At 72.9% G+C, this 17,049-nt stretch carries 13 protein-coding genes and 1 pseudogene; 6 read left to right on the top strand and 8 right to left on the bottom strand.

Annotation, left to right across the window (positions count from 1 at the left end):
• The first annotated feature begins 108 nt into the window (after window positions 1-108).
• Genes OG254_RS03795 through OG254_RS03785 form a run of 3 tightly spaced genes read left to right on the top strand, consistent with a single transcriptional unit; the run spans window position 109 to window position 4,159 of the window.
• Window positions 109-984 (top strand): universal stress protein, encoded by an 876-nt coding sequence (locus OG254_RS03795; RefSeq protein ID WP_405594834.1) that lies wholly within the window; start codon window positions 109-111, stop codon window positions 982-984.
• A gap of 2 nt (window positions 985-986) precedes the next feature.
• Window positions 987-1,745, top strand: a complete 759-nt coding sequence (locus OG254_RS03790; protein WP_405594832.1) for an HAD family hydrolase — start codon at window positions 987-989, stop codon at window positions 1,743-1,745.
• A gap of 11 nt (window positions 1,746-1,756) precedes the next feature.
• Entirely contained in the window at window positions 1,757-4,159 is a 2,403-nt protein-coding gene (locus OG254_RS03785; protein ID WP_405577200.1) for a glycoside hydrolase family 65 protein, read from the top strand.
• Between the two features lie 286 nt (window positions 4,160-4,445).
• On the opposite strand, the gene OG254_RS03780 is transcribed toward OG254_RS03785, so the two are convergent.
• The 4 genes from OG254_RS03780 to OG254_RS03765 all read right to left on the bottom strand — a co-directional run bounded on the left by OG254_RS03780 (window position 4,446) and on the right by OG254_RS03765 (window position 8,890).
• On the bottom strand, window positions 4,446-4,940 hold the full coding sequence (locus tag OG254_RS03780; protein WP_405577198.1) for a hypothetical protein: 495 nt from the start codon (window positions 4,938-4,940) through the stop codon (window positions 4,446-4,448).
• 123 nt (window positions 4,941-5,063) lie between these two features.
• Window positions 5,064-5,357: a hypothetical protein gene (locus OG254_RS03775; RefSeq protein ID WP_405577196.1), complete on the bottom strand. Its 294-nt coding sequence runs from the start codon at window positions 5,355-5,357 to the stop codon at window positions 5,064-5,066.
• A 297-nt stretch (window positions 5,358-5,654) separates the two neighbouring features.
• On the bottom strand, window positions 5,655-7,988 hold the full coding sequence (locus OG254_RS03770; protein WP_405577194.1) for a heavy metal translocating P-type ATPase: 2,334 nt from the start codon (window positions 7,986-7,988) through the stop codon (window positions 5,655-5,657).
• A gap of 35 nt (window positions 7,989-8,023) precedes the next feature.
• Window positions 8,024-8,890, bottom strand: a complete 867-nt coding sequence (locus OG254_RS03765; RefSeq protein WP_405577192.1) for a universal stress protein — start codon at window positions 8,888-8,890, stop codon at window positions 8,024-8,026.
• A gap of 351 nt (window positions 8,891-9,241) precedes the next feature.
• Here OG254_RS03765 and OG254_RS03760 point away from each other — a divergent pair, with 351 nt between their 5' ends.
• On the top strand, window positions 9,242-10,120 hold the full coding sequence (locus tag OG254_RS03760; RefSeq protein ID WP_405577190.1) for a universal stress protein: 879 nt from the start codon (window positions 9,242-9,244) through the stop codon (window positions 10,118-10,120).
• Between the two features lie 2 nt (window positions 10,121-10,122).
• A complete protein-coding gene (locus OG254_RS03755) occupies window positions 10,123-12,858 on the top strand; it encodes a cation-translocating P-type ATPase (protein ID WP_405577188.1) in 2,736 nt (911 codons plus the stop codon).
• Here the strand turns inward: OG254_RS03755 and OG254_RS03750 are convergent.
• The 4 genes and pseudogenes from OG254_RS03750 to OG254_RS03735 form a co-directional block, all read right to left on the bottom strand.
• Window positions 12,817-13,815 carry an Acg family FMN-binding oxidoreductase gene (locus OG254_RS03750; RefSeq protein WP_405577186.1) on the bottom strand — a complete coding sequence of 333 codons (999 nt, stop codon included), beginning with the start codon at window positions 13,813-13,815 and terminating at the stop codon, window positions 12,817-12,819. The two genes, OG254_RS03755 and OG254_RS03750, sit on opposite strands and share 42 nt — an antisense overlap.
• Before the next feature lie 303 nt (window positions 13,816-14,118).
• Window positions 14,119-14,581 (bottom strand): annotated as a pseudogene (locus OG254_RS03745) (LuxR C-terminal-related transcriptional regulator); the annotation flags it as partial.
• Between the two features lie 126 nt (window positions 14,582-14,707).
• Entirely contained in the window at window positions 14,708-15,385 is a 678-nt protein-coding gene (locus OG254_RS03740; protein ID WP_405577184.1) for a CBS domain-containing protein, read from the bottom strand.
• 54 nt (window positions 15,386-15,439) lie between these two features.
• Window positions 15,440-15,904, bottom strand: a complete 465-nt coding sequence (locus tag OG254_RS03735) for a cyclic nucleotide-binding domain-containing protein (protein ID WP_383837840.1) — start codon at window positions 15,902-15,904, stop codon at window positions 15,440-15,442.
• A 219-nt stretch (window positions 15,905-16,123) separates the two neighbouring features.
• On the opposite strand from OG254_RS03735, the gene OG254_RS03730 reads away from it, so the two are divergent.
• A complete protein-coding gene (locus tag OG254_RS03730; protein WP_405577181.1) occupies window positions 16,124-17,047 on the top strand; it encodes a carbamate kinase in 924 nt (307 codons plus the stop codon).
• Window positions 17,048-17,049 lie beyond the last annotated feature (2 nt).

The raw sequence follows: 17,049 nt of genomic DNA, 5'->3' as shown, positions 1-17,049 counted from the left end.
CAGGTGGCAGGGCCGATCGGCCCCTGCGGCTTCCCATGCCGGCGTGTGACGGTGGAGTGGGGCCGGCGTCGCGCCGCGTTGTTGGCCCGACGAAAGGCGGTGGGCGTGATGGAGCTGCCCCTGGTCGTGGGTGTCGACGGATCGGAGCCGAGCCTCCGGGCAGTCGACTGGGCCGTGGACGAGGCGGCGCGGCACGGTCTGGCGCTGCGCATGGTGTACGCCTCCCTGTGGGAGCGCTACGAAGGCGGCGCGCTGTCCGTCGGCCCCGAGCGCCAGTCCGAGCAGGCGATGGCGGACACCGTCGTCGCCACCGCGGCGGAGCGCGCCCGCCGACGCGACCCCGACGTGAAGGTCACCGTCGACGTCGTCCCCGGCGAGGCGGTGGACGTGCTCCTGAGCGAAGCCCACCACGCGTTCGCCGTGGTGACGGGATCACGGGGCCGCGGCGAGTTCACCGGTCTGCTCCTCGGCTCGGTCGCCCTGACCGTGGCGGCCCGCGCCCACGGAACGGTCATCGTGGTCCGTGGCGACAAGGCCGGTCTGGCCGGCACCCACGAGCGGATCCTGCTCGGCGTGGCCGACCCCACGATCGCCGGTGAGGCGGTGCGGTTCGCCTTCCGCGAGGCCGAGGCACGCGGGTGCACACTCGATGCCGTACGGGCCTGGCGTGCTCCCGCGCACCAGAGGGCCGACCGCTCTCTGATCGCCGGAGAAGCCGCCCACTACGCGAAGGAACAGGCGTCCGCCCTGCTCGACGCCGTGCTCCACGACCCGATGGCGGACCACCCTGGGGTCTGGATCCGCCGCGACACGGTGGAGGGCCCGGCCCGCCGGGTGCTCCTGAGGCGATCGGCGGCGGCGGACCTCGTCGTCATCGGAGCGCGGCGCCGATCCGGCCACTTCGGGCTCCAACTGGGCCGAGTAGGGCACACGTTGCTGCACCACGCCGCCAGTCCCGTAGCCGTCGTACCGCAACCGGAGTGACCGTGGAGCGCCCGCTGACCCCGACTACGCCTCTCAACGCACTTGCCCCGGTGGTACGGGACATCCGGGCCGTCGTCTTCGACACCGACGGAGTGATCACCGACTCGGCCCGGGTGCACGCGGCCGCCTGGAAGACGGCCTTCGACGCCTTCCTGCGCGCGCACCCGCCCGCCGACCCCGAGCAGCGGCGCCCGTTCGACGTACGGGACGACTACCTGCGGTTCGTGGACGGCAAGTCCCGCCTCGACGGGGCCGCCTCCTTCCTAGCCTCGCGCGACATCGAGGCGACCGACGAGACGGTGCGGAACGTCGCCGCCGACAAGGAACGGCTGTTCACCGAGCGGCTGCGTGAGCATGGCGTGGACGCGTATCCGGGAACGGTGCGGCTGGTGCGTGCGCTGCGCCTGGCGGGGGTACCCGTCGCCGCGGCTTCGGCGTCCCGCCACGCCGGGGAACTGCTCACCCGGGCCGGAGTGGTGGACCTCTTCGACGTTCTTGTGGACGGAGGCGAGGCCGCCCGGCTGGGTTTGCCGGGCAAGCCCCGACCCGCCCTCTTCCTCACGGCGGTCGACCGGCTCGGCGTCCCCGCCGACCGCGCCGCCGTCGTGGAGGACGCCCTGGCCGGTGTCGAGGCCGGGCGGCTCGGCGGGTTCGCCCTCGTCGTCGGCGTGGACCGGGCCGCCGCCGAGGACTCCGGGGAGAGGCTGCGGCGGCACGGCGCCGACATCGTCGTACGGGATCTTTCGGAACTGTTGGCGTGAGGAGCGTGGGAGTGACGGCCTGGACCTGGGAGTACGAGGGCTACGAGCCCGCGAACCAGCGCCTGAGGGAATCCCTGTGCACCCTGGGCAACGGCTACTTCGCCACCCGGGGCGCGCTCCCGGAGTGCGCGGCCGACGAGATCCACTACCCGGGCACCTACGTCGCGGGCATCTACAACCGGCTCACCTCGGACGTTTCGGGCCGCCGGGTCGAGAACGAGGACATGGTCAACGTCCCGAACTGGCTGCCACTGCGTTTCCGCCTGAGTGACGGGCACTGGCTCGCCCCCGACACCGCGCCGATGCTCACGCACCACCTGGACCTGCGCCTGGCCTCGGGCATGCTCGAACGGCGCACCCGCTACGACCTCGGCGACGGACGGGTGTTGTCGGTGCGTCAGCAGCGGATCGTCCACATGGCAGATCCGCATCTGGCCGCGCTGCGCACCGAGTTCACGGCTGAGGGCTTCTCCGGTGAACTCGAGGTGGAGGCGTCACTGGACGGCGGCGTCACCAACGCCGGCGTGCCGCGCTACCGCGACCTGGACGGCCGGCACCTCACCCACGTGCACGTGGGCATCGCCGCCCCGCAAACCGTGTGGCTGCGCTGCCGCACCCGCACCTCGGACATCCGAATCGGCATGGCCGCCCGGCTGACCGCCGACGCGCCCGTCATGATCCGCAATAGGAGCCCTCGCACCACCCAGCACACGCGCCTGCACCTCACCGCAGGCCGCACCGTCACCGTCGACAAGACAGTCGCCCTGCACACCTCCCGCGACCCGGCGATCAGCGACCCGCTGTACGCCGCCGTCGACCGGGTGGGCCGGGCTCCCGGCTTCGACGACCTGCTCGAGACCCACCTCACGGCCTGGGACCAGCTCTGGCGCCGGGCGGACCTCGATGTCGCCGGCGAGTCGGGCCGCATCCTGCGGCTGCACCTCTTCCACGTCCTGCAGACCCTGTCCCCGCACACCGCCGACCTCGACGTCGGCGTGCCCGCCCGGGGACTGCACGGCGAGGCCTACCGCGGCCATGTCTTCTGGGATGAACTGTTCCTGCTGCCCTACTTCAACCTGCACTTCCCCGAAGTCTCCCGCGCCCTGCTCCGCTACCGCCACCGAAGGCTCGAACAGGCCCGCACGGCCGCCTTGGCCGTGGGCCGCCGGGGTGCGATGTACCCCTGGCAGAGCGGCAGCGACGGGCGAGAGGAGACCCAGCAACTGCATCTCAACCCCCGCTCGGGGCGCTGGCTGCCCGACCATTCCCATCTCCAGTACCACGTCGGTTCCGCGATCGCGTACAACGTGTGGCAGTACAGCGAGGCGAGCGGCGACCTGGAGTTCCTGCACACCAAGGGTGCCGAGATGCTGTTGCAGATCGCCCGCTTCTGGGCGGACTCCGCCGTCTACGACGAGAGTCTCGGCCGGCACCGCATCAAGGGTGTGGTAGGCCCCGACGAGTACCACGACGCCTATCCCGACGCGACCACGCCCGGCCTCGACGACAACGCGTACACCAACGTGACGGCCGCCTGGGTGCTCAGCCGCACCCTGGAGCTGCTGGACGTGCTGCCGGAGCCCCGCCGCCGCGAACTCGTCGAGCGCACGGGACTCGACGGAGGCGAGATCGAACAGTGGGAGGACGTCTCCCGCACCCTTCACGTCCCCTTCCACGACGGCGTCATCAGCCAGTTCGCCGGCTACGGCGAACTCGCCGAGCTCCCCTGGGAGGAGTACCGGCAGCGCTATGGCGACATCCGCCGCCTGGACCGGATCCTGGAGGCGGAGGGCGACACCGTCAACCGCTATCAGGCCTCCAAACAGGCCGACGTCCTGATGCTCGGATACCTCTTCTCGCCGACCGAACTGGCGGGCCTGTTCGACCGGTTGGGCCTCCGACTGGACGACGGGACCTGGCGCCGCACCGTCGACTACTACCTGCAGCGCACCAGCCACGGCTCCACCCTCAGTGGCCTGGTCCACGGCTGGGTCCTGGCCCGCACCAGGCGCGCCGAGGCGTGGAAGTTCTGCCAGGAGGCCCTCCAGGGCGACATCGCTGACGTGCAGGGCGGCACCACCGGCGAGGGCATCCACCTGGGCGCCATGGCCGGCACCCTCGACCTCGTCCAGCGTGGGCTGACCGGCCTGGAGACCCGGGGCGGCGCCCTGTGGCTCGACCCCGTGCCGCTGCCCGAACTGTCCTCGTACGGGTTCGCGCTGCGCTACCAGGGCCACTGGGGCGTACGGCTGCAACTGGAGCGCGGGAAGCTGGAGATCGCGGTCCCGACATCCGACGCGTCCCCGATCGACGTCCGCTTGCCGGACCGCGCGGTGAGGGTCGAACCTGGGGGGACGGCCCGGCTGGAGCTCCCGGACCGACCCGACCGCATCCTGCCCCACACGCAGGAGTAACTGCAGGCCCCCGGCCATGCCACCGCCCGAGCTGCAGCCGACTGAACACTGACCGTTGGTGACCCCCGCGACGGACCTCCTGTTCCCGCAGCAAGGCCCAGCCAAAGCGGTTCCCCCCGCCGGCAGCACCTTCGAACTCACGCCCCGTCCCGACCGAGTCGGGACGGGGCGTGAGCACGGCCGACCGGACCTTGCGCTCCTGGCCCGTCCGGCCGCCGGGCGGGCTCCATTCCGACAGCGACCCGGCAGCTGGGCGGGCCGGACACGAAAGACGGCTCGGCGGCCGTCAGGCGGGCCGGATGCCGGAGATCAGCTGCGTCGCGAGGTCGGACTGGACCATCAGCTGTGTCCGGTGGAGGCGATTCGCGGCGTCCTGCCACGTGAGTGTGACGCGAGTCCAGCAGTGCCCCATCCCGCTGTCGTTGTAGACCACCTTCCAGGAGATCGGCACGCCCTCGGCGCGCAGCACGCCGTCCTTGTGATGGGTGGCCTCCCAGCGGGCGAGGACACTGCGTAGCTTCGCGGTCAGATAGTGGCCGCGCAGCGAGTCGGCCAGCCGGTTGCGGCCGGAGTCGTACAGGACGTCGATGTAAGCGCCGTAGAAGTCGGCGACCCGGTCGACCGTGTTTGCCGGGCTCCCGCTGCGGGCCGGAGCGGTGACCGTGGTGACGGTGGCCGGGTTGTCCGCCCGGACGTCGCTCGCGACCGCCGGCACCGACGCGCCCAGAGCCGCCACCGTGCCGACGACCGTGACACGGCGGAGCGTGCGTGACGTTGCCATGCCCTGCCCCTCTCATGACGGAGGAACCGAACTGTCTCTCAACTCCAGTACATCGCACCGCAGTTGAACGGCGTGGGGGCCAACCGGCCCGATGTCAGGGCCGATCGGCGATGCGACCGTGCCTCACGCCCCGGGGTCGGTCGTCAGCCGGTGGTGCAGGGCCAGGGACGCCAGCGCGATGAGGACGGTGGCGGAGGCGGCCAGGATCGTGAGGTCGCGCAGGATCGCGGGCAGGGCCCCGCCCTGGGACAGCAGCGTCGTCCACGCGTTCCCGAAATCGCCGCGTGGGCCGCCCTGTTGCTGCGCCTGGAGGCCGTAGTCGAAGCTGTCCAGAACCTTGACCGGCTCGGCGGCCTCGCCGTGCAGCGGCTCGGTGAACCCCTTCGGCACGACGATCTGGCTCGTCGTGCTCCACACTGCGGATGCCGACGTGCAGTTCGTGGGCCAGGTCGAGCAGTTCCGGGAGCAGGCTGCGGACGGACCTGACGACCAGCTCGACCACGTCGCCGTTGTTCCCGGTGCGGGGCACGCCCTCGACCCGGGCCAAGCGGCGGCTCGCCTCCGCGTAGGCTGTGAGGCCGCCGACGGCGACCAGCCGCATGCACCACAGCACCGAGCCGGACCCCGTCCAGCACGCCAGCAAGCGCCGTAGCGTCGGCGAGCACGTTCTGCCGGGCTTCGGAGTCCCCACCGGTTCGTTCGTCTGGCGTCACCTCAGGGCGCGAGGGAGAAGTAGTTCTCTTCTTCCTGCGTGAAGTGCAGCCGCAGCACCGTGTGCAGCCCGTACAGGCAGGCGCGCAGGTCGTCGAGCTGCTCCGGGGCCAGGGCCCCGTCGGGGCCGGCCAGAGCGAGGTGGGTTTCGACGCGGCGGGCGAGGCGGTAGATCTCGACATGGGCGCGGCTCATCGTGGCAGTCGCCTCGGGACCGCCGAGCGTGGGGGCGAGGGCAGGGTAGAGCTGGTGCTCCTCGGCGTACTCATGCGGCAGCAGGCGCTCGGTGAGCAGACGGTGGACGTCCCGCACGGCTGTGACGGCCTCCGGCCCGGGGCTGTCCGAGAGGCGGTCGGCAGCGGAGCGCACGGCCTCCAGGACATCCTGGAGATCGTCGTGCTCGGCCGCGAACCGGTGGATGAGCGCCTCGGTGGAGGGCTGGAGCGCCGGCCGAGCCGCGCGGTCGTCGCCCAACGCGCGCAGGGCGTTGAGGATCACCACGACGTCGATGCCCTCCTGCAGTAGGGCGCCGACGGCGGGCGGGAGCAGACCGAAGGCGGCCGCGGCCATCGCGGCCAGGGACAGCAGCATGCCGCCGAGCGCGCTCTGCACGGCGATGCGCCGGGACCGTACGGCGATGGCGACGGCGTCGGCCAGTCGGTCCACCCGGTCGGTGGTCAGCACGATGTCGGCGGCCTCGGAGGACGCCGTGGAGCCGCGGGCTCCCATCGCCACGCCGACGTCGGCGGCGGCCAGGGCGGGAGCGTCGTTCACGCCGTCGCCCACCATCACGGTGACCGCACGTTCTCGTTCGGCGCGCACCGCGGCGACCTTGTCCGCGGGGGAGAGGCCGGCCCGCACGTCGTCCAGGCCGAGGACGGCGCCGACCTCGCGGGCGGGTTCCGCACGGTCGCCGGTGAGCATCACGAGCCGTTCGATGCCGGCGGCGCGCAGCTGGCGCAGGGTGCGCGGCGCGTCATGGCGCAGCGGATCGGACAGCAGGACGGCCCCGACCGGGCGGCCTTCGACGGTGAGCCAGGCGACGGCCGCCCCGTCCAGGACGGCGCGGTTGTCCACCGAGCGGGCCCAGGCGGGTTTCTCCGCACCGTCGTCGAGGTGGCCGACGGCCATCCGGCGTCCGGCGACGGTGCCGACGGCGCCGCGGCCGGGTTCCTCGGTCATGTCCGAGGGCACGGTCAGGCGCAGGCCCCGTTCGCGGGCCGCCTCGACAAGGGCCCGGGCCAGCACGTGCGGCGAGTACTGGTCGAGTGAGGCGGCCAGTCGCAGTACCTGCGACGATTGCCAGCCGTGGGCGGCGACCACGTCGACGACGTGGGGACGCCCGCCGGTGAGGGTGCCGGTCTTGTCCAGCAACAGGGTGCGCGCCCGGCCGAGGTTCTCCAGCGCACCGCCGTCCCGGACCACCACCCCGCGGCGTGAGGCGCGCGACAGACCGGAGACCACGGCCACGGGCGCCGCCAGCAGCAGCGGGCACGGCGTGGCGACCACCAGGACCGCCACCGCCCGCACGGCGGAACCCGTGACCAGCCACGCCAGGCCCGCGACGGCGACGGCGAGCGGCAGGAACCAGGCCGCGTAACGGTCGGCCAGCCGCACCACGGGCGCCGACTCGGCCCCGGCCTGCCGGGCCAGCCGCACGATCCCGGCGTAGGTGCTGTCCCGTTCGGTCGCGGACGCGCGCAGCTCGAACGCACCGCCCGCGTTGACCGCACCGCTGCGCACCGAACGGCCCGGGGCGTGATGCACGGCCAACGGCTCTCCGGTGAGGACCGACTCGTCGAGTACGGCGGTGTCGCCGACCACGGTCCCGTCGACGGGGACGACCTCGCCGGGCCCCACCACGAGCAGATCCCCGACGGCGACCTCGGCCGACGACACCACGTGCACCTCGCTGCCGGTGCGGCGCCGGGCGGTGCGGGGCGCGTGCTCCAGCAGGGCGCGCAGATCATGGGAGGCCCGCTTCCGGGCGGCCGCCTCCAGGGCGCGGCCGGTGGCCAGCATCAGGGCGATCAGGGAACCGGCCAGATACTCGCCCACGGCGAGCGTGCCGCCCAGGGCAAGGACCGCGATCAGGTCCACGCCCGCGTGACCGCGCCGCAGCGCGCCGAGTACCCAGCCCACCGCGGGTCCGATGGCGACGACCGTGCCCACGGCCCAGCACAGGTTGGCGAGATCGCGGGCACCCGCCCACCAGAAGATGCCGCCGACCGTCAGGGCGACAGTGGTGCCGGCCAGCAGGAGCGACTCCAGCGGTGGCATACGGGAGAGGGCCGACAGCACCCGCTGCAACGGCTTTCGGGGAAGAAAGTGGTCCATGAAGGTCCTCGCCCCGGTGATCGTGGTTGGTCGATTCAGTCGTGCGGAATGACGGCGACCGGGCAGGGCACGTGATGCAGCGCCGCGTGGGCGACGGGGCCGAGCTTCCACGTGAGATGCGACGGGTGGCGCCTGCGCCCGACGACGGTGAGGGAGCCGCGCGCCGAGGCCGTCAGCAGCACCTGCGTGGCGGGGCCCGTGGCGACGTGCTTGGTAACGGGGACGTCGGGGAACTTCTCCCGCCACGGTGCCAGGACCTCGGCCAGCCGCACGCGCTCCTCGGCCTCGACGTCTTCGTCCCGGAAGGGGGCGAGGGAGGACAGCGGCAGTGCCCGTACCGCCCGCACGCGCCTGCCGCGCGGCGCGGCCATGGCGAAGGCGTACTCCAGCAGCGGGTCGGCAGCGGCGCCGGACTCCGCCAGCCCGACGACGACCTCGTCGCGGTCCGCCGCCGCGGGGTGGTCCCAGCCCGCCTCGACGGCGGGGTCGCCCGCCCGGACTGCGATGGTCGGGCAGGGCGCCAGGCCCAGCACGTGCAGGCTGATGGAACCGAGCAGGAAGCTCGCCACGGAGCCGTGCCCGCGCGAGCCGAGCACCAGCATCGACGCGCTCGCACCGCGCTCCAGAAGGGCCTGCGAGGCAGGGACGGAGACGAGTTCAGCGGTCAGGTTCAGCTCTCCGTCACGGTGCAGCAGTTCAGCCGCGGTCCGCTGCAGAACGTCCCGGCCGTAGCGTTCCTTCGTGTGCGCCTCCTGCCGGATGGGCACGTCCAGCGGCTGCGTGGTCCACGAGTGGAGCAACACGATGGGCAGATGCCGGTCCGCCGCTTCGCGAGCGGCCCACCAAGCGGCCGTCACGCTCGCGGGCGAACCGTCGAGTCCGACGACGACAGGTCCGGTCATGACGCACCTCCGGTGTTGGCGCGGCACCGGATGCCGACGTGCCGCGCGTGTACTCCCTCCCCTCCAGAGTCGGCGCGCGGCGCCCGCCTGGCGAGGGCCGGATGGGCTCCCCAACAGGGTCCGTACGGCCCTGTGCGGGATCCGGACGAGGGGCGAGGCTGGGAAAGAGCAGCGAGGAGAGCTCGCACGGCCGAGGCCGCCGGAATCGGGGCCCGGCTGCACGGCGCTGCCCTCTTCGCGTCATGAGGAGCCCGGCGGGGACCCGCCGGGGAGGGGCGTACGGCTTTCGGGGGGGCTTGCCCTGAGAAAGCCGAACGGCACCCGCGGATCCTGCCCGGAAAGGGGAGAGCGATGAACGGCCCGGTTGTCGTAGGGGTGGACGGCTCACCGTCGAGTCTGACGGCCGTGGAGGTCGCGGCGCGCGAGGCCGGTCTGCGGGGGGTGGGGCTGCGGCTGGTGCATGCCTTCGGCTGGCCGGCCGCGCTCGTGCCGCCCGGACGGCCCTGGGAGCCGAGCGGCGCCGGATTGCGCGAGCTGATCGACGGCACGCTCACCAAGGCCGAGCGGCGCGCCCACGAGGCCGCGCCCGGGATCGAGGTCATGCGCGAGGTCGTCGTCGGCGAACCCGTGATGGTGCTGGAGATCGAGTCGCGCACCGCGTCCCTTACGGTGGTCGGCAGCCGGGGCCTGAACCGGTTCGGCGCCCTGCTGCTCGGCTCCACCGCAGGTCATCTGTCCTCCCACGCCGCCTGCCCGGTGCTGGTGGTGCGCGGTCGGCCGAGCCAGGACGGGCCGGTCCTCCTCGCCGTGGACGGATCACCCGCGGCCCGGGGAGCCGTCGAGTTCGCCTTCGCCCAGGCCTCCCTGCACGGCACCGACCTGATAGCGCTGCACGCCTGGAACCCCCAGGGCGAGCGCGCCTACGACGGCCCGTCCGACCCGCCCTTCGTGACATACGACGAGGACCGGCTGCGCGACGAGGAGCAGCGCTTGCTCGCCGAGGCGTTGGGCGGGCTGGGGGAGAAGTACCCCGATGTCACCGTGCACCGCAGGCTGGCGCGCGGCCGGATCCGCCACACCCTCATCGAGGCGAGCGCCGACGCCGGACTCGTCGTGGTCGGCGCGCGCGGCCGGGGCGGCTTCACCGGGCTGCTCCTCGGCTCGGTCAGCCAGGCCCTGCTGCACCACGCGCACTGCCCGGTCGCCGTCGTCCGCACGGGTGAGGAGTGACCGTGGACGGGCGAATGGCGGCAGAGGTCTCTTCCGGGCCCGTCGCTGGGGCGGACGTCCACCAGCTCGCACCCGCGCAGGTGGCGGCCGGCCTCGGTGTCGACCCGGCGACCGGCCTGAGCACGCGGGAGGCCGACGAACGCGCGACGGCCTCCGGGCCGAACCGGCTGGCCGAACCGGAACGCCGACCCGAGTGGCTCAAGTTCCTGGACCAGTTCCGCAACTGGCTGATCGGCATCCTGCTGATCGCCGCCGTGGTGGCCGGAGCCATCGGCGACATCAAGGACGCCCTGGTGATCACCGTCGTCCTCCAGATCAACGCCGTACTCGGCTACCTCCAGGAGCGCCGCGCCGAGCGCAGCCTGGAGGCGCTGCGCCGGATGCTCGTGCCGACCGCCCGCGTCCGCCGCGACGGTGCGGAACGGGTGGTCGAGGCGCACACCCTCGTACCCGGCGACGTGGTCCTGCTGGAGGCCGGAGACCGGGTCCCCGCCGACGGGCGGCTCACCGTCGCGGAGTCGGTGGAGGTCGCCGAGGCGGCCCTCACCGGCGAGTCCCAGCCGGTCGCCAAGAGCACCGCGGCCGTCGAGGCCACCGCGACCGGACCGGTGCCGCTCGCCGAGCGCTCCAGCATGCTGTTCATGAACACCGCCGTGACCCGGGGCCGCGCCGAAATGATCGTCACGGCCACCGGCATGCGCACCGAGCTCGGTGCGATCGCCGAGGCGCTGCGCACCGGCGCCGAACCGGCCAGCCCGCTCCAGATCCAGCTGGACAGCCTCGGCCGCCGCCTCGCACTGATCAGCGGCATCGCGGTGGTCGTCTACGCGCTGGTCTCCCTGCTCCGCGGCGAGGGACTCGCGGACATCGCCGTGCGGGCCGTGGCCCTCGCTGTCGCCGCGATCCCCGAAGGGCTGCCCGCGGTCCTGGCCCTGACCCTCGCGCTCGGCGTGCACCGCATGGCCCAACGCGGCGCCATCGTCAAACGCCTGGCCTCGGTGGAGTCCCTCGGCTCGGCGACGGTCGTCTGCAGTGACAAGACCGGCACGCTGACGCTCAACGAGATGACGGTACGGGCGCTTTGGACCGCCGGAAGGCTCTATGAAGTGACCGGCGAGGGCTACGGCACCCAGGGCGCCGTTCGCGGCAGCGAGGCACGCGCCGACCAACTTCTCTACGCCGTACTCCCGTTCGCCCTCTGCAACGACGCACACCTGACCGGCGACGGCTTCGTCGGCGACCCCACGGAGGCCGCGCTCGTCGTCCTGGCCGCGAAGGCAGGTATCGACGCCGACGGGCTGCGGGCCGAGTTGCCGCGCACCGGCGAGCTGCCCTTCGACGCGGCCACCAAGTACATGGCCACCTTCCACGCCGAACCCGACGGCCGCACCCGCGTCCACGTCAAGGGCGCGGTGGACGTCCTGCTGGGCCTGTGCACCGGCGTACGGACCGACGAGGGCGTGCGCGACCTCGACGACGGGCGGCGCGGCGAGATGGAGGCCGTGACCGCACAACTGGGCGGTTCGGGGCTGCGCGTCCTCGGCGCTGCCACGGCCCTGGTCGACGGCACGCCGGACCCCTCCGCGCTCCCCGGGCTCACCCTCGTCGCCGTCGCGGGGATCGCCGACCCGCCACGCCTCCAGGCACGGGACGCGATGGCACTGTGCCGCTCGGCGGGCGTCGCGGTGAAGATGATCACCGGCGACCATGCCGACACCGCCACGGCGATCGCACGCGAGCTCGACATCGACGACGACGTGGTGACCGGCGCCGAGCTGGACCGGATGACGGAGGATGTACTCGCCGCGCGCATCGACGACATCGGCGTGTTCGCACGGGTCGCCCCGGAGCACAAGGTGCTGATCGTGCGGGCCCTGTCGAAACGCGGCCACATCGTCGCCATGACCGGCGACGGCGTGAACGACGCGGCGGCGCTGCGGGCCGCGCACATCGGCGTGGCGATGGGGCGCACCGGCACGGACGTGGCCAAGGAGGCCGCCGACGTAGTGCTCACCGACGACGACTTCTCCACCATCGTGCGGGCCGTGCGCGAGGGACGGGCGATCTACGACAACATCGTCAAGTTCGTCCGCTTCCAGCTGGCCACCAATGTGGGTGCCATCCTGGCCCTGCTGGGCGCCTCCCTGGCGGGCCTGCCCGCCCCGCTGACCGCGGCGCAGCTCCTGTGGGTCAACATCATCATGGACGGCCCGCCCGCCATGGCGCTGGCCGTAGATCCGGCTAGCGACGACGTGATGCGCCGCCCGCCGCGGCCACCCGCGGAGCGAATCCTGGACGCCCGTCGGCTGCTGGGGATCTCCCGGGCCGGCGCGGTCATGGCCCTGGGCACTGTGGTCCTGCTGGCCCTGGCCCGGGAACAGGTCGACACGGACACCGCGCTGACCATGGCGTTCACCACGTTCGTCCTGTTCCAGCTGTTCAACTCCCTCAATGCCCGCGCCGACGACGGCCCCCTGCTCGGTCGCCACCAGTTCCGCAACCGCACCCTGTGGCTGTGCCTGGCCGGTGTTCTGGCGGTGCAGATCGTTGCGGTCCATCTGCCATGGGCACGCACGGTGTTCGGCACGGTGCCGCTCGACGCGGGCCAGTGGGCGCTGTGCCTTGGCACGGCATCCACGGTGCTGCTCGTGGAGTTGGGCGTGCGCGGAGTGCGGTGGCTCGCTCGGACGGTTCGCTCAGCTCAGAACCGGCAGCACACCGCTCTCCAGGGCCTGTGACGCCGGACGCCGCGGTGACGGCGGGCCCTCGGGGCCGTAGCCCAGGCGGATCACCATCTGCGCGTGCGCCCGCACGTCATCGGACGGCGCGGACACCAGCCGCTCGCGCAGGTCGGGCCACTCCAGCGCCTGGTGCAGCAGCGACGCCCGTACGTCGTGAACGGTGGCCACCAGAAGGACGCGTTGCAGGGCCTGCCCGGCGCGCAGCCAGTCCGCGCGCCGGTCGTGCGCGGTGGTCAGCACCACGAGGCGCGGCCGGGCCTCGAAGGGGCGGGCGGCCAGGTCGGCCGCGTGGCGGTGGGCGCCGAAGTCCCGCATCGGGATGTGCTCGCGGTAGTCCTGCGGCCCGACGGCCGCCGGCGGCACCCCGAGACCCGTGTGGTCCGGCTCCCGGACCCAGCGACGGCTCTCAGCTGCCCGTTCCCGGTCGGCCCTGGTGCGCTGCTCGCCCTCCCGCGTCAGCCGCAGCAGCTGGTCGGCCGCGGCAGGCTCGGGCCGGACGAGCACGGCACCCTCCGTGTGGGCCGCCTCGGCGAGCTCTGCCAGCACCGCGCCGGGCAGTGGGCGGTCGGAGAAGGGCAGTCGGCTGCTGTGCCGGCGCCACAGGGCGTCGTAGAGCCGCGGGGCCGCCGAGAATCGGGCGGGACCGCCCAGGCGTACGGTGGCCAGCAGGCCGGGCTCGTCGGGCCGGGGGAGTAGGCGGGTGACCGGCTCCCGAGCGAAGTGCGCCACCGCGATCCGCAGGTTGAGCAGTGCACAGCCGACGGAGACGTGCAGGGCGCGCCCCGTCGGGTCGGTGTGCCGCAGGCCGCGCTCGGCAGCCGCCCGGACTTCCAGCGTGCCCGTGTCCGGGTCGAACCGGAACCGCCAGGGCTGGGTGTTGTGGAGGGAGGGCGCGGCCGCGGACGCCGAGACCAGCGTCGCGAGGGTCGGGCCGTCGGGGACCGCTGTGGGCATGGGGACTCCTCCCCGTCCCGGGCCGGATGGGGGCCGGGACGGCTCGATGACCCCCACCACGGTGGCCTGCCTGGGGCAGGGCCGGGGATGGGCCGTACGGCCCGATGGTGTGCCGGAGGGCCCAACGTGGTTGTCAGGATCAACCGAAGGATCAGCGGTTCCGTTTGTCGCGGCGGACGGCCGACGGCATGTCGAGCGGCGACGCTTCGGGGCGCGTAACCGGGAGCTACAGGGTGCCGCCGTTCTGCGCGGGTGCCGCTCCAGCGGCGCGACTGCCGGTTGGCCACGCAGGCTGGAGGGACGTCAGCACCCCGGACGCTCACCCGTCGACTCGGGCTGCTCCAGATGCGCGGCGAGCACCGCGGCCTGCACGCGCCGCTGGACGCCCAGCTTGGCCAGCAGCCGGGAGATGTGGTTCTTGCGGTCTCTCCGACAGGTACAGTCGCTTGCCGATCTCGCGGTTGGTGAGGCCGTCGCCGATCAGCGCGAGGATCTCCCGCTCGCGCGGCGACAACCCCGCGAGCACCGGCGACTCGGCGGGTGCCTCGGCTGGTTCCGCGCGCAGGGAGCGCCTCAGCCGCGCTGTCGTCGCGGGGTCGAGCATCGACTGCCCGGAGGCGACCGTACGCACCGCCGACACCAGGTCCGAGCCTCTGATCTGCTTGAGCACATAACCGGAGGCTCCGGCCATGATCGCGTCGAGCAGGGCGTCCTCGTCGTCGAACGAGGTCAGCATCAGCACGGCCAGCTCCGGCACGGACGCCCTGGTGTGTGACGGACTGCGGGCCGTCCGTGATGACGATCACCACGTACCCGGGCCGAAGGCACCAGGGCCGACCGGCCCCAGTCGTACCTGCGGCGCGCTGTGACCGACCGCTTCGGGGCGGTCCGATCAGAGGGCAGATCGATCCTCGGGCCGCTGAAGTGCCCCGCCCGTCAGGTCGAACTCCACGTCCACGACTCCCTCCACAGCCCGCACCAGCCGGGCCGCCACCGGCACCAGCGAGGTGTCCTTGACCTGGCCGCCCAGCCGTACGACCCCGTCCCGGACCTCGACCCGCACAGTCGATGCCGGCGCCGTGAAGAGGTAGTCCACGACCTCCCGCCGGACCTCCTCCGCGATCTCCTCGTCGCCCCGCAGGAACACCTTGAGCAGATCGGCCCGGCTGACGATGCCCTCCAGCCGCCCCGACGCGTTCACGACCGGCAGGCGCTTGACCTTGGCCCGTGCCATGGTCCTTGCGGCCTGCGCGAGCGTCGTGTCGGAGGTGACGGTGAGGGCCGGGGAGGTCATCAGCTCGCCCGCCGTGACCGAACCGGCCTTCTCCAGGTCGGACAGTCGGCGTAGCTGGGTGTAGCGGTCGGGGTCGCTGTCGCGGAACTCCTCCTTGGGCAGCAGGTCGGCCTCGGAGACGACTCCGAGGACCCGCCCCCCGCCGTCGACCACAGGCAGGGCGCTGACGTTGCGGTCCTGCATGGTCAGCACGATGTCCTTGAAGGCGGCGTCGCGGCCGACGGCGGCGACGTCACGGGTCATCACGTCACACACGATGTGCGGGGATCCGGGCACGATGACTCCTCTGACTCCTCGATCGGGTGGGTACGCGCGGTGCCGGGCTCGGGGTCAGCTCGGGCTCCCGCTGCCGTGTGGGCCGTATAGGTCCAGCAGCCGGACACGGGCCGCCTGCAGCCGGTGGGCGACGACCTCGCCGACCCACCGGGCGATGCTCCGGCCGAACTCGGGGTCGCCCTGGCACATCGCGCGTACGGCGGTGGCGTCGAATTCGTACGCCCGCAGCGGCGAGGACGCCTCCGCGCCCAGGTGCCAGACGTGCGGCGGGTACAGCCAGGACCAGCCGAGGAGTTCGTTGTGGCCGAGCGACTCGATGACGGCGGCACGGCGGCCGGGCACGCGCATGTCGAGGTCGACCGTGCCGGTCCGGATGATCCAGAACCGGTCGGCGTGTCCACCCTCCTCGAAGAGCCGGGCGCCTTGCGGGAACGACACCTCCCGGGCGATCCGCAGCAGCCGTTCCCGGTGCTCGACAGGCAGCGCCCGCGGCATGCTCATCGTTGCTGGTGCGTTCATGGGGTGCCTCCAAGGCGGGCGTATGGAGCTACCACCTCCAGTGTGAGCACGCGCGACCGCAGGAACCATGGGCCACCCGGCCCCCAGGACCGGGGCCACCCGGCGGCCTGCGGGAGCCCTTCAGCACCCTGTGCGGCTGGGCCGTCCGCCGTTCGATGAGGGAGAGGGAGAGCCACTCGGCGCGGACTCGACGCCGAGGCGAGGGGAGAGGCGGAAACCATGCGGATCGTCGTCGCCCTCGGCGGCAACGCCCTACTGCACCGCGGTGAGCGCCCCGACGCGGACGTCCAGCGGACCAACATCGTCCGCGTCGCCACCGCGATCGCCGCCCTCGCCCACGACCACGAACTCGTCGTCACACACGGCAAGGCACCGCAGCTCGACCTCCTCGCCGCCCAGAGCACGGCGGACGCGGCCCTCACCGCCCCCTACCCCCTGGATCTGCTCGGCGCCCAGACCCAGGGCATGATCGGCACCCTCCTCATGCGCACCCTGCACGACGTGCTGCCGGGACGCAGGGTCGTCACGCTCGTCACGCACACCCGGGTACGCGTCGACGACCCCGCCTTCGAACACCCCACAGAGCTGGTCGGACCCCTCTACCCCGAGAAGCCGGCCCGGTTCCTGGTGACGAAGTACGGCTGGCACATGGCCGAGCACCGGCACGGTTGGCGGCGCGTGGTCCCCGCGCCCTCGCCCGAGCGGATCCTGGAGGCCGATGCCGTCCGGGTGCTGCTGGAGACGGGGGCTGTGGTGGTGTGTGCCGGCGGGGGAGGCGTCCCCGTCGTTGCCGACCAGGCCACCGGCGCGCTGCGCGGAGTCGACGCTGTCGTCGACAAGGACCTTGCCGCCGCCCGGCTGGCCGAGGACGTGAAGGCCGACTTCCTGCTGGTCCTCACCAATGTTCCGAACATCTACGCCGACTACGGCACCCCCGACGAGCGGCCCGTCCTGGATGTCACGCCCACCGAGCTGCGCGGCGCCCACTACCCGGAGGAGTCGATGGGGCCCAAGGCCGAGGCCGCCGCCCGGTTCGTCGAGAACACCGGCCGGCTGGCCGCCATCGGCGCCCTGGACGCGGCGTACGAGATCGTGCACGGCCGCTCCGGAACGCTCGTGCGGCCCGATCTGCTGATCGCCTGACA

The sequence above is a fragment of the Streptomyces sp. NBC_01092 genome (assembly GCF_045039535.1).
In the GTDB taxonomy this organism is placed as follows: Bacteria; Actinomycetota; Actinomycetes; order Streptomycetales; family Streptomycetaceae; genus Streptomyces.
This window is presented reverse-complemented; position numbering and strand designations above follow the sequence as displayed.